A 15,300-nucleotide genomic window follows, 5' to 3' on the forward strand; every position below is an offset into this window, starting at 1 on the left:
AAGGGGCGTATAGCCCCTTTTTTTCTTCCATTAAATCTTGATGGTTTCAAAAGCGGGGCCTTAGGAAAAGGGGATGCTGATTTATAATGAAAATGCCGGGAATGATAAACTCGAATGGAATCTTGAGGGATGTCTACCAATGTTAGCTCGACATATTGATGAGTTTCTCATTCTCCAACCAAAAAAAAAGGCGATGCATGCCGTTTTTATTTGGAATTTGCTGAAGACATGGATGTAGCCCCCTTTTCTATAAGTAGGAATAATATGGGGATTCCGTTGAGGGGGATGCAGTTATGATTTTGGTCTTGAATGGTTGTTTTTCCGGCACTGATTTATTGCCCTTTCCCATGGGTAGGCCAGACGATGGGCTCTTTGGCGTTGCCATCTTGGAAAATGCAAGCCTTGGGGCATTTTAGAAATAATAGCGATGAAACGTTCATGGACTGAAAATCTGAGCACTGACTCTGGTTGGACTTACAAGACGTTATTCTGACCTTTGAAAACGAGATGGCGCTTGATGTGGATATGGCTAAAGAGAACTATAGACAAACGCCTGTACGGATTAAAGCCCTTGCCCATCATTTGTTAGTATTAACTCCAAATTAGTGTGGGGGATTAAATTTGAAGTGTAAGGATTATGTGTTTTTTTGTCTATTCATTCCTTATTTCTGCAATTGTTTCCAAAATAAGATAAAATATATGATGATATATTATTTTTTGCAGGAGGACCACATATGGTGTACCAGGTCAGATTGTTAAAAGGAATTTTAGAGCCTTATCGGAGTCGTTATCTGCTGCAAAATGCAGAGGCAGTCACAAAGCTTGGATTGACATTACTAGTTTTATATTTTCTTAGTTTTATAGTATTCGCCATTGAGGGTTTTTTTGGCATTGGCTCAGAATCATTCTCCAAAGAAATCACGAAGATGAGCGTCAATGAATTCGAAGCAGCAAAGTTGCTTATTTTGAGCGGCAATATTATAACAGGCATAATCGCCCCTTCCATATACATATTTTTAGCAGCTCTATTCTTTTGGATCGTTACAGATATCCCATATATAAAATTAGTTATCGTTCAAATGATTCTTTTTGGGTTGCAATTAGTGGAAAAAACATTACTGATTCCTCTAAACGTTTTAATGGATCTAGGCAGCGATGGCAATCCTTTTTCATTGGGGATCATCAGTCAGCATTTTCTCAGAAGTGATTATGTCATTCACTTATTCAGCGAAATCTCCATTTTTCAATTTCTTATTATTGCTCTGCAATATTTTTATTTAAAGGAATTTTCAGAACGAAATAATTATTTGGTCCTTGTAATGATTGTTCTATACTATCTGGCCACATGGTTTGTTAAAGCCTTTTTAGCATACATCCAAGTAGGCGTATTTGTATAAGGCGGGTGAAAAGAATGAGCGGGAAATGGAAAATAGCAGCGGTCTCGATTACGTCGATAGTATTAATAACCGTTAACATATACCTTATTGAAAGAAAAGAAAGCAAAGTGGAGCGAACTGTTTTCGTTGAAAACTGGACAAAGGTAAAAAAAGATACAATAACGGATACCATTCAAACTAAAGGGGTAATTAAACCAGTAGAAGAGTATGATATCTATTTCGATACCAAGAAAAATGATTTTAAGAAGTTCCTTGTAAAAGAAGGCGATGCGATTACGGCTGGATCCTCATTGTTCGAGTATACGACTACTGAACTCGATGCTCTTAAAGCGAATTTGGAAGCGGAGAAAACTGCAGCTGAGGGAGAAATTACAGGGATTGAAGAATACATAGGAAAGTTGAGGTCTTATCAAGGGACCCTGATCAGTGATCCTAATCCTGAAAAAGCGGCCATTGATGAATCGGTGGAAAAAAGCTTGAATATTGATATAACAACTAGCTCGACAGATCTTATTAAAAGTAACATTGAGCAAGAAATGTACAAGCAGGAACTAGAAAAAAACAGTTGGAATGAAAAAGTGAAAATGTTTGATGCTAAATTAAGTTCAATTGAGGAGCAGTCCAGTGCCATCGTGACGACGAGCGAGGCTGATGGTGTAGTTAAAAATATCAATAAAAACCTGGATAATCCCATTATATCCATTGTTTCGTCAAATATGGCAATTGAAGGGGATTTCTCCGAAGCGGAAATGAAAAAGGCTGAAGTGGGCATGACTATAAAAGCAAGTTCCTCTGATTCAAAAAAGATATTGAAAGGAACGATAGGCCGTATCCATTCCTATCCAGATGAAGAGCCGTCGCTAAAAAATGATAACAGATTTCCATTTCAGGCTTTAATCGGACCGGAAGGCGAAGAAACGGAACATTTGTTGGTGGGATCCAAAGTGATTCTTACTGTAATAACCAATGAGAAAGCCGGTGTGCCCTCCGTTCCTATAGAGGCGGTACATTACCAAAAACAGCCTCATGTTTACAAATTGACTAAAAAAGGCTATGTGGATAAACATTACATCACAAAAGGGCTTAAAGCTGAAGGAAAGCAAGAAATCATAAAAGGCCCGTCAGTAGGTGACGTCATCCTCATGGAGCCGAATGCGGCGGTGAAGAACCATTCTTATTTTATTACTCCGATTCAATTTGAAAAAGTGAAAGCTGCAACTTATAAAAAATTCACCTCTAGGGAAAAAGTAAGGTACCTGTTACTAGGTATTTTGGAAAAATAACCGCTTTTTTCATTAAGAGGGGTGATGACAAATTAATTTTAATTATATATCAATATAACTTATGGTGATTAAAAATTGGGAAGAGTAATTATAGATACAATAGCTTTTAATGCAGAATATTCAGACATATTAAAAGATTTTTTCTAGAATGGATGTGAATAAATATTTACAGATTATCATTTTTAGTATAATATTTTATTATAAGTTAACTCGCTTAATCTTATTCCGAGAACGGGGGACCCATTTTTGTGGATTTTATCCGCTAGGGGTGAATTCAGAAATGAAAGGGCTTTGTGTTTCCAATTCCTAACCCGACAGCTAACCTCGTCAGCGTCTTTAAGGGAACATGTGTGAATATTCACGCCAATAAGAAATCGACACATGAAGTGTCTTTTTTTTCGGCGTAAAGATAGAGTTTTTCAAAAAAAGAAAAATTACTTTCTTTTTATTAGTATCTTGTTTCCCTTACCGAGACAAAAATGTTTTTGCATCAAAGACTTTATGGAAGGTGAGGAAAGTAAATGAAGAAATTCAAATTTAGTTTAGCTAGCCAAATTTTCATTGGTTTAATTTTAGGGATTATCGTTGGTGCCATTTTTTATGGTAATGAGACGGCCCAAAACTTTTTACAGCCATTCGGAGACATTTTCCTACGAATGATTAAAATGATTGTAGTGCCGATCATTGTTTCAAGCCTTATCGTTGCAGTTGCTGGTGTAGGTGATTTAAAAGCGGTAGGTAAACTAGGCGCTAAATCATTATCATACTTTGTTGCGGTAACTCTTACTGCGATTGCTGTTGGTTTGATTTCCGCGAATATCATCCAGCCTGGTGCTGGTGTGAATATGAATACTCTGGAACAAACAGATATTTCCACATATGTTGATACAGCAGAAACGAAGCAGCATGAATCGTTCATAGATACACTCGTTCACATTGTACCATCCAATCCAGTTAAAGCCATGGTAGAAGGCGATATGCTAGCAATCATTTTCTTCTCCGTGTTGTTTGGACTTAGTATTGCGGCCATTGGTGAAAAGGGTAAACCAGTTTTCCGTTTCTTCCAAGGTACTGCTGAAGGAATGTTCTACCTAACTAATATGGTCATGAAATTCGCTCCTATTGGTGTATTTGCACTAATCGGTGTGACTATCTCCAAATTCGGTTTGGAATCTTTAATTCCGCTTGGAAAGTTAGCGCTTTCTGTTTACGGAACAATGATTTTCTTTGTAATTGTCATTCTGGGTATTATTGCAAAATTTGTAGGATTCAATATCTTTACGTTGATTAAACTTCTAAAAGAAGAATTGATTCTTGCTTTCTCTACAGCAAGTTCAGAAGCGGTTCTTCCTAAGATCATGGAAAAAATGGAAAAAGCGGGATGTCCGAAACATATTGCTACATTTGTTATTCCGACTGGATATTCGTTTAACTTAGATGGTTCTACATTATACCAAGCGTTAGCAGCAATCTTCATCGCTCAAATGTACGGAATCGATTTAAGCATGTATGAGCAAATTACGCTTATGCTAGTGTTAATGATCACGTCTAAGGGGATCGCGGGTGTACCGGGTGTATCCTTCGTAGTTCTTTTAGCGACATTGGGAACTGTAGGTATTCCTATTGAAGGTCTAGCATTTATTGCCGGTATCGACCGTATTCTTGATATGGGACGTACAGTAGTAAACGTTATCGGTAATTCACTTGCAGCAATCGTTATCTCTAAATGGGAAGGTCAATTTAACCCTCCTTCCAAAAAGGAACTAGAACAAGTTTCTTAATACAAAAAATCCAGAGTGAAATGGCACTCTGGATTTTTTTTTGAATTTAAATGCGCTTCCTGATTTTGAATGATCCAGAAGCGGCAATCGGGGGAGAAAGCGTTGATATCTTCGTCTTCATCGAATAATTCATGCGGTAAAAGTTCTTGAGGACTGTAAGCCTGCTTCCCCAGACAAATCAAGTACTTCAAGCTGTGTTGGGATATGGAGGTAAGTATCATTTTAAAGTGTTTCGAATGTGAGGATATCCCCATACCATAAAACCTCTCATCTTGTTTACCTCCACACTGAATATTTTCCTCCTGCTCCTGGAAGCTCAGGTGATTTCGTTTTGTCACGGTCATGTGTTGTGAAAATGAAGATTTTTCAAGGTTTAAAATACGGTTGTTTTTTTAAAAGCCAATGTGCGGTTTTATAGCTGGGGCATTTGCATTAATCCATTAAAGCGAAGGTTTTCTTATCGAATGATGCGACTTTTAAGGGGAGGTCCGCGGCATCGCCAAGGTTAAAGGGGGTGTCCAAGTTATATTCTTGCGCTATTTCTTCGGTTGTATAGAGCATGGCAGAGGGTAGGCCGATTCCCGTTATATTTTGATAACCTCTATATAGTGTGAAGGTGATTCTTCGTGTACCGCATCCGATACCAAGCATTGCATCATTCTAATATAAATATTTTTCAAATGCATATTCCTCTGATTGTCAAAGACCTAATTTTTTAGTCGCTTCAGCATAAATGAAAGCAGCCCATGAAAAGAATGAATGATAAAACACCTTTTTCGATTTTTTTGATCAATCCTAACAAATTTTACCGCCTTCCATTATATGGACATTGAAGGGGTGTCGAGTGGGTTCCCTAACCTTGGTTTAATATGGGAGGGCTATATAACTTACGTGAAAACCCAAAAGTTTGATAAAATAACATTATTGATTGAGAGCTCGGAGGGGATCAGGTTATGAAGAACGATAGTAATGATATCTTATATATGTATATGCAGGCTTCCGAACAGTTTGTCCTTTTTAACGGACTCAATTTTCGTGAATTCGTCTATTCGCTGCCATATACCTTGGATTCCATTTTATTATTGAAACATCAATTCGATGGTGGGGAATATAATTTGAATGTCCTGCTAGAGAGCGCTTCATCTGAAGGCATTGCGAAGCTCGTTAAAGAAAATGTCCGGGCATATGGAGATTTCTGTTGGATCGATTATGAAGAAGCGGAAGGTCTGGATGAATTGGATGGAAGGGAAATAGCGGAACTTTTATATTTAGCGCACGCAAAAAATCATCTGGATCCCCCATTTTTCCGTAAATTGAATAATCAAATTGTGTACCTAGCCCAGGATGATGGCTGGTTCAATAAAATTTATTTTCGTTCTCTTTCGACATATTATATGATGTTAGGAAGCCTGATTCCGTTAAAGCTGGAGCCTTTAAAAGTAGAGAGGACGTGGCTTGGAATCAGAAAGAAAAAAGAGCTGACGGTGATTCCGGCAGAAATCATTTCTTCCTTGGCTCATATTCTGGCAGAGGGACTCGTTTTTTCCTTTCGGGATGTTAAGTATACAAGAACGAAAATTGAGATACCGGCATGGATCATAGGGGATTATTTAAACATGGATGAAATGCATGATGCCTTTTGCGATAGAGATATTAAAGAGCCAGATGCCTTTATTACCTTCAATCGAAAAGAAAGGGTATGGGAAAGCGTTATTAAAAATACATCCTCCTAATTATCCTAACTTCCGAGGTTCGTGGATTGAATTAATTGAAATTCCTTGAATTTTTTAGTCGTGAGACTTACCATCTCATGCATAAAAGATAAGAGAGGGCGACGCACAGGAGTTGTCACAGGACGTGGCGAATGTAACCTGTGTTATTCTGGTGTCGATTGTTGGAAAAGATGGAAGTTTTGCTTTACCTCGCATAAACAGACTGTAGGTCAGGCGGATAGAAGATGTAACAAAAAAGAAATGTGAAGGTTTAACAGCCTGAAAATGCCCGGTTGGCTTAACTAACCATCATTGGAAAAGCCCCAATGATGGAAGTTTCGCTTTATCCGTTTTAGTGTAAAGTGATACAATGAACATGGTTAAAAGAATATTGGAGGGTAATAACTCATGAAAACTAAACTTGGTTTGCTTTATGGTGGAAAATCTGCGGAGCATGAGGTCTCTATGCAGACGGCTTTAGCGGTCATTAAAGCTCTCGATTTAGCAAAGTTTGATATATATCCGATTTACATAACAAAAGAGGGATCATGGATTAATGGGCCGAAGTTAACAGGACCTGCTGAGAATGTCGAAGCTTTGACATTTTCACCGGAAAAATCGAGCTCACCTCTTGCCTTGCAGGCACATTCAACTGGTGAAGATAGTGAATCAACAGGATATGACGTAATTTTCCCATTGCTTCACGGACCAAACGGAGAAGATGGGACCGTACAAGGGATGCTGGAACTATTGAACCTTCCTTACGTGGGCAATGGCGTTTTAGCTTCATCAGCAGGAATGGATAAGGTCATCATGAAAAACATTTTTGCCCAAGCGGGACTACCTCAAGTCAAATATACTTGGTTCATTCGTTCTGAATGGGAGAAGAATACTGAAAGTGCCATTAAAAAGGTAGCGGATGAATTGGGATACCCTTGTTTTGTCAAACCTGCCAATTTAGGCTCGAGTGTGGGTATCAGCAAATGTAATGATGCTGATGAATTGGAAAAAGCGGTCGCGGAAGCTTTTCAATTCGATCGGAAGATCATCATTGAAGAAGGGGTCGTTGCCCGTGAACTCGAGTTTGGAATTCTTGGTAATGATGAACCGTCTTGTTCCGTGGCAGGCGAAATCATTCCTAAGAAAGATTTTGCCTTCTATGATTATTCAGCAAAATATGTAGACGGTAATTCAGCGATGGTCATTCCAGCGGAGATAACGGAAAGCGAGTATGCAGCTTTATCCGAAATGGCCATCACTGCCTTTAAGTCATTGGATTGTTCTGGATTGGTTCGCGCTGATTTCTTCTTAACGAATGAAGGGCAAATCTATATTAATGAAGTGAATACGATGCCTGGGTTTACTCCTTTCAGCATGTTTCCGTTATTGTGGAAGCACACAGGTGTCGACTATCCAGCGTTAATTGAAAAACTCGTGAAACTTGCCTTGGAACGTCATCAGGAAAAACAACAAATCAAATATACAGTTTGATCATGCAGGTAATGTATCCGTAAACTTCACAATCCACCAGACATTGATTTGTTGATGGATTCCAATCAGCAGGAACCGGTGCGATTTAAACTGGTTTCTGCTTAGTTTGGTTAACGGAAGAAGAGAGTGATTAGCGGTTCGATGAATGTAGGAGGAACAAAATGATAAAGAGAACGTTAAAACAAGTACATGAAATGGCAGAGGGATTGAATGATATCAGTCCATTCCAGTCCCAATGGATTAATGGGGTTACCATCGATTCAAGAACGGTTAAGGAAGGATGTTTGTTCATTCCGCTTAAGGGTGGGCAGGTTGATGGCCATCAGTATGTCAAGCAAGCTTTAGCGCAAGGAGCGGCGGCTTCTTTTTGGCAAAGGGATGTTCCGAATCCTCCTGATGATTTACCGATAATCATTGTCGAAAATACCGAAAAGGCACTGCAGCAATTGGCGCGTTCTTACCGTCAGCAGTTGAATATAAAAGTCATTGGGATAACAGGCAGCAACGGTAAGACGACTACGAAAGATATGACGGCTGCGCTGCTGGCAACTACCTATAAAGTTCATAAAACCAATGGAAACTTCAATAATCATTTAGGGTTGCCACTAACAGTGCTTTCTATGGAAGAGGATACTGAAGCGGCAGTTTTGGAAATGGGAATGAGCAGCCGTGGTGAAATTGAGTTCTTATCCAAAATGGCGAAGCCTGATGTAGCGATCATTACCAATATCGGTGAATCACACTTATTGGATTTAGGATCACGCGAGGAAATCGCGAATGCAAAGTTGGAAATTGTCGAAGGTTTGGTGAAAGGTGGAACGTTGATATATCATGGTGATGAACCATTGCTTCGCAATCGGATCAAAAAGGATTTTACTGATTTTAACGTAAAATCTTTTGGACGTACGGAACAAAATGATTTATATCCACAGACCATAAGCCAAGGAGTGGACAGTACCAAGTTTGCAATCTCAAGTGATGAAAAGGAAATCAATTATGAGATACCCGTTTTAGGCCATCACAATGTTCTTAATGCATTGGCTGCCATCTTGGTTGCTAAAGAATTCAATGTGGATGATTCAGCGATCCGTAAAGGTCTGTCAAACATTCAGTTAACTAATATGAGGATGGAATTGGTCGAGGGCGCAAAAGGGCAGAAAATCATCAATGATGCATATAATGCCAGTCCAACTTCCGTTAAGGCCGCAGTGGAGCTGGTTGAGGGATTATCTGGTTTTGAGAATAAGATACTTGTATTGGGAGACATGTTGGAGTTAGGGCCACAGGAAAAAGACTTTCATTTAAAAATTGGTGAAATGATTTCCAGCGAGCGGATTGATATGATCTTCACGTATGGTCCTTTAGCCGAGTTTATTGCCAAGGGAGCAAGCAAGGCTTTTTCATCGGAAAAGGTTCGTCCTTTTCAAGATAAGCAGGAGCTTATAGAGGATCTTAAGTCGTCTACACAGGAAAATGACATCATTCTTGTCAAAGCTTCTAGGGGCATGAGGCTGGAGGAAGTCGTTCAAGCCTTACAAAAATAAAAAAGCGTAGAAACGGCCTTTTTTATCGTCCTTAAAAAAGTGTCCCGGCAATGATGCAGATGTCATCGTTAATCACTGAATGCCTCATCCTTGAGACCAATAGCTCCTGAAGAAGGTCATGTGTATCGAGATGGGCATTTTCAATGAATTCCCTCTCGATATTGTCAGATCGGTCATTGGCGGAAGGGATCGTTTTAGAGAGCCCATCTGTATAAATGATGAAACGGCTTCCTGGTTCATAATGAAAGACTATTTTTTTTATGGGCAATTCGGGAATCCGTCCGCTTGGGGTGGCCCCTTCGTTCAAATTGAGAATTTGATTGGTGCATGGGGAATACAAAAAGGCTGATGGGAGTCCGTAGTTCACATATTCGATGAGTCGATCCTTTGTATTCACGTATGCGATGAAGGCTGTAATACGAGCATGGTTTTTATTTTCCCGTTTAACTCCTTTAAATAGATCCCGTATATGTTTGTCCAATTCTTCTGTTATGGAAATGGGGTCTTTTACACGTTTGATCAGGTCGGGCAGCAATGTGCGTATGGACAAGTTTATAAGTGCTGTATGGATGCCCTTTCCTAATACATCGATCATAATGAAGCCGTATATCCTGTCATCAACCTCGGTCCAGTAAAATAAATCCCCTGACAGTTCACTCGAAGGCTGGGAAAGACCTTTTACCTCTATATCTTCATTATTGATCGACAAAGGTAAACCTGAAAGTTGAATATCTTTTGCAATTTGAAGGCTCAATGCTGATTTTTGGAGTATTTTTTCAATCTCTTGCCCCTTCATTCTTGCCGAAATCAGTTGCATGCTGATGTTTCGCAGTGATATTAATTTAATTCTGACTTCCACTGAATCGGCAGGGACCGCCATGGTTTCGTAAAAGGTGTTTTCTGGTAAATATATAGGGGCCTCCATTCCTAAAGTACGTTTGTAAATGAATAGGATAGGGATTTCTCGGGATTCAGCTAAGGCAAACAAAGAAGTTTGCTGCCAAGAATCTTTTGATATGTGTAAAGGTAAAATAAATAATGATTTCATTGGGGCAGTTGAATCCTTGAATAGATGACTTTGATTGAGTGGATCCTCCAAAAAGGTGACTTTCTTGTTCATTTTCTTTAAGGTTCGACCAAAATCCTTACATAAAGGAACATCTATTGTGAATATATTCATATAACCCCCCATTGTTTTATTGATAGGTCAATCATACTGCATCTAGACTTATTTACTATAATTTTTGAGTGGAAAGATGGGGATTTTTAAAAATAAATGATTTCATATACCTGGGTATTTATAATAGGTCCTTCTTTTTCCGACGGGGGTAAAAGTGTAAGGCGTCCATTTATCCAAACTAACCCTTTCTGAAAAAGGTTTGTTGAAACTATTTGATTTACACACATATCATGTATATAAATGGATGCAGTAAGTCGACAAGTGGGTTTGGGGTAGTCTCTTAAAAACAGGAATAGGTTCCTGTTCTATGAAATTTCCCTAACTGGATTTCTGATAACAAATGAAGCGTTTTTAAAGAAAAAAACTGTATGCGAACTCGCTTTCTGCGAATTGTTTACAGTCTGAATCCGCTTTCGCATGAATGGATATAGCAACTACGGTAATCCTATTGAATAAGTCAGGCTGCACAATTATCAGTTGGAAATATCCAATTTATTTGTTTTTGAAACGATCTAAAGTTTTTAGTAACTGTGAATGGAGCGATATCCTTTATTGCATTAACAGTTTGAAAATGGTAATATGAGTATGAGTTTAAATGTCTTATCATTGATGATTATTTGAATTAATCAGGTTGAGGCAACAAAATTGTATGTTCTTACATGTTTCATGAGTTCATTCTTGAGATTATTTTAGATTAAATAGGCCGCGCGTCTGGTCATATATAAAAGCTGCATCTCTTGGCGGCTTTAGTAGCTATTAGGGAATCAAGCCGCATTTAAGCGCTTTTCCACTTCTGCAAATCCTCAACGCACCGGGCCTGTTTTGTATAAGAATCTTGGCTCTCGTCAAGTTTTGTTCATACAGCCTTTTTAAGTCTGATGAATAATAGGTGCAGCAGCCCTCACCTGAATAAAACGGTGAAACACCCGTTTATGCTACTTTTAATTTTCCATATTGAATTTAATTTTGGTTACATGTACTTTTAAAAAGATGAGCGTATGTTAATGATAAGTCTACACGTGCGCGAAGTTAAAAATGCCAGTGAATGTCCGTACTGGTATATTTCCTTTTTAAAAAATCATATTGAGTTCATTTGAACTAAAAGGCAGACATACTTTTAGGTGATAATGATAAACTTTTTATAAGAGATAAAGAAGAACATCCGTCATGATGATGAGGATTTGAACTAAAACACCTGTGCATGATTCATGAATGCACGTGTAAATTTACGATACAAAAAGGAGTACGAAAACATTGACATTGTTTAGCGAATTAGGATTAGATAGAACGTCCATGAAATCGATAGAAAAAATGGGTTTTGAAGAAGCGAGCCCGATTCAATCCCAAACGATTCCTCTAGCACTTGAAGGTAAAGATATCATTGGTCAAGCACAAACGGGAACAGGTAAAACAGCGGCATTCGGTATTCCATTGATGGAAAACATCGATATTAATAACGAAAACGTGCAAGGGATTGTCATTGCACCTACACGTGAGCTTGCTATTCAAGTATCCGAGGAACTTTTCAAGCTTGGTTACGGAAAACGCGCTCGTGTACTTGCAGTTTATGGTGGACAAGACATCGACCGTCAAATCCGTGCTTTAAAGAAAAAACCACATATTATCGTTGGTACGCCTGGTCGTCTTTTAGACCATATCAAACGTAAAAATATTAAATTAGGCGGAGTTCACACTGTAGTTCTTGATGAAGCGGATGAAATGCTTAACATGGGATTCATCGAGGATATCGAATTGATCCTTTCAACGGTTCCTGACGAAAGGCAAACATTGCTTTTCTCAGCTACAATGCCTGATCCAATCCGTAAAATTGCTGAAAGATTCATGCGGGAACCCGTTCTTGTACGTGTAAAAGCAAAAGAAATGACAGTGGATCGTATCGAACAATATTACTTGGAGTTAAAAGAAAGTGAAAAATTCGATACGCTTGCACGCCTTTTCGATATTCAAACACCGGATCTTGCCATCGTCTTCGGACGTACGAAACGCCGTGTCGATGAATTGGCATCTGCATTGAATATCCGCGGTTACATGGCTGAAGGTATTCATGGTGACCTTAGTCAGGCAAAACGCCTTTCTGTACTGAAAAAGTTTAAAGACCGCAGCATCGATGTACTCGTTGCTACTGATGTGGCTGCACGTGGACTTGATATTTCAGGCGTTACTCACGTATACAACTTTGATATCCCTCAAGATCCGGAAAGCTACGTTCACCGTATTGGACGTACAGGACGTGCGGGTAAACATGGTATTGCCATTACGTTTGTAACACCAAGAGAAAGAGGCCAGCTGCATGCAGTTGAACATACAACGAAAAAACGTATGGAGAAACTTAAGACTCCTACGTTAACTGAAGCGTTGGAAGGTCAACAAAAAGCAGTAACGGAAAAAATCCTTAATACAATCGAGAATGATGATTTAACATTATACCTCGGCCAAGCAGAAGAATTATTACAAAAACATAGCGCGGCGGATTTAGTTGCAGCCATGCTTAAATCAATGACAAAAGAACCGGATCAAACGCCTATCAAGTTAACGGAAGAATCTCCATCTCCAATGCGTCGCAATCGTGGGGGAAGCAGTTCTTCTAGTAACAGACAGCGCAATGGCCGCAGTTCTTCAGGCAGAAAAGATTACGGTAGCGGATCAAGTAAACGCCCAAGCACGAACCGTAAATCGAATGGTTACGGTAACCGTAGCACGAGCCAAAAAAGAGAAAAAACAAATAAGATTTAATTGAATTGGAAAAGCCGCTCATTTGAGCGGCTTTTTTTATGTACATTACCATACCTCATATGTATCCGAATGGTTTTCGTTTTTTTTTTTTTGGACTACTCAAACCTTTGTTTGAAAAGGGGTTAATTCCCAGTATTTAATTATAGTATAATGGATGAAAGCGAATGGATGATGAAGATTCATTTAAAATTACCTGTCCAGAAGAGGAGAAGCACATGGAACCTGAAAATCGTATTTCGAATAAGGCATTGACCGTATGGAAAATCAGTGGTCTGTTAAGCTGTTCAATAACTTGGATTATAAGCATCGCCGTACTCGTGCTTACAATCATTTTTGATTGGACTTATTGGGTGTTCGGAGCGTTGATCATAATATCGATTATCCAATCCTATCTAGCCATCTTTCTGATACCATCCGTGAAATGGAAGAGATGGCGTTACGAAGTAAGGAATACCGAAATCGATATCCAAAGTGGTATTTTCGTCATTAAAAGAACACTCATACCTATGATTAGGGTTCAGCATGTTGAAACGAAGCAAGGGCCATTATTAAGGAAATACGATTTAGCCTCCGTTGAAATTTCCACTGCAGCGACCCTTCATGTCATCCCTGCCTTGGACCTAGCTGAGGCAGATGAATTGCGGCACTATATTTCGAGAATGGCAAGTGTGGAGGAAGAAGATGTCTGAACCTAAAAGGCTTCACCCCATAGCTGTATTGCTTAACATTATTAAATCGATTAAGGAGTTAGTCATCCCTTTTTTATTAGTGGTCGTCATTCCTGGGAAGAATGAAGGAATTCCTGGATGGATACAACCGCTTGTCATTTCCATTATTATACTATTGATTATAGGTAATGCATTCCTTCAATGGTTACGTTATACATATCGCATAGAGGATGGCGAATTCAGAATTGAGTCTGGAGTATTCGTAAGGAAGAAGCGGTATATAAAGTTTGATCGGATTCATAGCATAGATATATCAGAGGGCATCATCCAGAGGATATTCAGGCTGGTGAAGTTGAATATTGAAACGGCTGGCGGATCTCAGGCCGATGCCGTATTACCAGCTATTAGTAAAAGTGATGCTGATCGAATCAATGCTTTTATAAGTGAGGAAAAAAATGCGAAAAATCTTTTGGATAAGGATCAGGATGAAGGAGCGGATAATGAATATGCAACACAATCGTCTTCCGTTTTTAAGCAGACGCTGCCACAACTATTCGTTATGGCTGCCACTTCGGGGGCGGTAGGTGTCTTCTTATCTGGGGCGATCGCATTTATTTTACAGTTCGATGAAATGATACCTTTTGAGAGGATATTTAAGGATTATGAAGATTTTATTGAAATGGGGACCATCATTCTGACCGTGTTTGCGCTTTTGGCTTTATTGGTGGTTTATGTACTGGCCACATTAAGCATGGTAATGAAATATGCTTCCTTTACCGTGATAAAAACGGATGAGGAAATCATTATTTCCAGAGGGCTTCTCGAGAAAAGACAGCTGACAATTCCTATCCATAAAATACAAGGTATCCGGATCATGGAGAATTTAATCCGAAAGCCATTGGGATTGGCGACGGTTTATATTGAGTATGCGGGAGGCAGCATGGAAGATAAGGAAAGTCTATCCATCATGCTGTTCCCTTTAATCAGGAAGAAGTATTTACATGAAAAGATCCTGGAAATTTTACCGGTTTATGAAACAGCTACAGAGATGACACCAATACCTAAACGTGCACTGTCCCGGTATGTATTTCGTAAGATCCTATACTTAATCCCGATCATGGGTGCCTTAGTATGGTTGTTCAGACCTTGGGGTTATCTTTCCCTTTTGCTTGTACCGTTGGCGATTTTTTGGGCATACATGCAATATAGAGATGCAGGATGGAGCATAGAAGGGAATTTGCTGCTATTGAGCAATCGTTTTTTCTCGAAGCAAACATTGATCATGCAGAGAAGCAGAATTCAATCAATCACATATAAAAAAAGTTGGTTTCAGAATCGAAAAGAATTAGCTACGATTTCAGCATCGATTAAATCAGGAATCACCTCCCGGGTCGGCGTGGTTGCGGATGTGGAAGAAAAGGATTGCCTAATAATTAAATCATGGTATTTACCTGAAAAAGCAGTCGACTCCCAATGATTGAAAGGAAGAG

At 39.1% G+C, this 15,300-nt stretch carries 11 protein-coding genes and 1 riboswitch; of the genes, 9 read left to right on the forward strand and 2 right to left on the reverse strand.

Features of this window, described 5'->3' with window-relative positions; genetic code table 11:
- Positions 1–734 precede the first annotated feature (734 nt).
- The 3 genes from IOC57_RS22495 to IOC57_RS22505 all read left to right on the forward strand — a co-directional run bounded on the left by IOC57_RS22495 (position 735) and on the right by IOC57_RS22505 (position 4,461).
- Entirely contained in the window at positions 735–1,397 is a 663-nt protein-coding gene (locus tag IOC57_RS22495) for a hypothetical protein (protein ID WP_207440790.1), read from the forward strand.
- 14 nt (positions 1,398–1,411) lie between these two features.
- Positions 1,412–2,680 carry an efflux RND transporter periplasmic adaptor subunit gene (locus IOC57_RS22500; RefSeq protein WP_207440791.1) on the forward strand — a complete coding sequence of 423 codons (1,269 nt, stop codon included), beginning with the start codon at positions 1,412–1,414 and terminating at the stop codon, positions 2,678–2,680.
- Between the two features lie 201 nt (positions 2,681–2,881).
- A riboswitch (cyclic di-AMP (ydaO/yuaA leader) is annotated at positions 2,882–3,028 on the forward strand.
- A 173-nt stretch (positions 3,029–3,201) separates the two neighbouring features.
- Entirely contained in the window at positions 3,202–4,461 is a 1,260-nt protein-coding gene (locus IOC57_RS22505; protein WP_207440792.1) for a cation:dicarboxylate symporter family transporter, read from the forward strand.
- Between the two features lie 432 nt (positions 4,462–4,893).
- Here IOC57_RS22505 and IOC57_RS22510 read toward each other — a convergent pair whose 3' ends face one another.
- Entirely contained in the window at positions 4,894–5,112 is a 219-nt protein-coding gene (locus IOC57_RS22510; protein WP_207440793.1) for a class I SAM-dependent methyltransferase, read from the reverse strand.
- Between the two features lie 302 nt (positions 5,113–5,414).
- Here IOC57_RS22510 and IOC57_RS22515 point away from each other — a divergent pair, with 302 nt between their 5' ends.
- The 3 genes from IOC57_RS22515 to IOC57_RS22525 all read left to right on the forward strand — a co-directional run bounded on the left by IOC57_RS22515 (position 5,415) and on the right by IOC57_RS22525 (position 9,208).
- On the forward strand, positions 5,415–6,194 hold the full coding sequence (locus IOC57_RS22515) for a hypothetical protein (RefSeq protein WP_207440794.1): 780 nt from the start codon (positions 5,415–5,417) through the stop codon (positions 6,192–6,194).
- Between the two features lie 387 nt (positions 6,195–6,581).
- Positions 6,582–7,664, forward strand: a complete 1,083-nt coding sequence (locus tag IOC57_RS22520) for a D-alanine--D-alanine ligase (RefSeq protein WP_207440795.1) — start codon at positions 6,582–6,584, stop codon at positions 7,662–7,664.
- Between the two features lie 161 nt (positions 7,665–7,825).
- Positions 7,826–9,208 carry a UDP-N-acetylmuramoyl-tripeptide--D-alanyl-D-alanine ligase gene (locus tag IOC57_RS22525; protein ID WP_207440796.1) on the forward strand — a complete coding sequence of 461 codons (1,383 nt, stop codon included), beginning with the start codon at positions 7,826–7,828 and terminating at the stop codon, positions 9,206–9,208.
- A gap of 31 nt (positions 9,209–9,239) precedes the next feature.
- Here the strand turns inward: IOC57_RS22525 and IOC57_RS22530 are convergent, their stop codons facing one another.
- Positions 9,240–10,388 (reverse strand): PP2C family protein-serine/threonine phosphatase, encoded by a 1,149-nt coding sequence (locus tag IOC57_RS22530; RefSeq protein ID WP_207440797.1) that lies wholly within the window; start codon positions 10,386–10,388, stop codon positions 9,240–9,242.
- 1,254 nt (positions 10,389–11,642) lie between these two features.
- Here IOC57_RS22530 and cshA point away from each other — a divergent pair.
- The 3 genes from cshA to IOC57_RS22545 all read left to right on the forward strand — a co-directional run bounded on the left by cshA (position 11,643) and on the right by IOC57_RS22545 (position 15,287).
- Positions 11,643–13,142 carry a degradosome RNA helicase CshA gene (gene cshA / locus IOC57_RS22535; RefSeq protein WP_207440798.1) on the forward strand — a complete coding sequence of 500 codons (1,500 nt, stop codon included), beginning with the start codon at positions 11,643–11,645 and terminating at the stop codon, positions 13,140–13,142.
- 164 nt (positions 13,143–13,306) lie between these two features.
- Positions 13,307–13,831 (forward strand): PH domain-containing protein, encoded by a 525-nt coding sequence (locus IOC57_RS22540; RefSeq protein WP_286185123.1) that lies wholly within the window; start codon positions 13,307–13,309, stop codon positions 13,829–13,831.
- Positions 13,824–15,287, forward strand: coding sequence for a PH domain-containing protein (locus tag IOC57_RS22545; protein WP_207440799.1), 1,464 nt, complete (start codon positions 13,824–13,826; stop codon positions 15,285–15,287). The genes IOC57_RS22540 and IOC57_RS22545 overlap by 8 nt, the downstream gene beginning before the upstream one ends.
- Positions 15,288–15,300: the final 13 nt, after the last annotated feature.

It is taken from the genome of Bacillus sp. SD075, assembly GCF_017355165.1.
GTDB lineage: Bacteria > Bacillota > Bacilli > Bacillales > DSM-1321 > Peribacillus.

Bases quoted from the DNA above. Each gene is read 5' to 3' on its own strand.
- IOC57_RS22525 (WP_207440796.1), top strand. From the start codon at position 7,826: ATGATAAAGAGAACGTTAAAACAAGTACATGAAATGGCAGAGGGATTG.
- IOC57_RS22510 (WP_207440793.1), bottom strand. From the start codon at position 5,112: ATGCTTGGTATCGGATGCGGTACACGAAGAATCACCTTCACACTATAT.
- IOC57_RS22545 (WP_207440799.1), top strand. From the start codon at position 13,824: ATGTCTGAACCTAAAAGGCTTCACCCCATAGCTGTATTGCTTAACATT.
- IOC57_RS22520 (WP_207440795.1), top strand. From the start codon at position 6,582: ATGAAAACTAAACTTGGTTTGCTTTATGGTGGAAAATCTGCGGAGCAT.
- IOC57_RS22540 (WP_286185123.1), top strand. From the start codon at position 13,307: ATGGATGATGAAGATTCATTTAAAATTACCTGTCCAGAAGAGGAGAAG.
- IOC57_RS22505 (WP_207440792.1), top strand. From the start codon at position 3,202: ATGAAGAAATTCAAATTTAGTTTAGCTAGCCAAATTTTCATTGGTTTA.
- IOC57_RS22515 (WP_207440794.1), top strand. From the start codon at position 5,415: ATGAAGAACGATAGTAATGATATCTTATATATGTATATGCAGGCTTCC.
- IOC57_RS22495 (WP_207440790.1), top strand. From the start codon at position 735: ATGGTGTACCAGGTCAGATTGTTAAAAGGAATTTTAGAGCCTTATCGG.
- IOC57_RS22530 (WP_207440797.1), bottom strand. From the start codon at position 10,388: ATGAATATATTCACAATAGATGTTCCTTTATGTAAGGATTTTGGTCGA.
- IOC57_RS22500 (WP_207440791.1), top strand. From the start codon at position 1,412: ATGAGCGGGAAATGGAAAATAGCAGCGGTCTCGATTACGTCGATAGTA.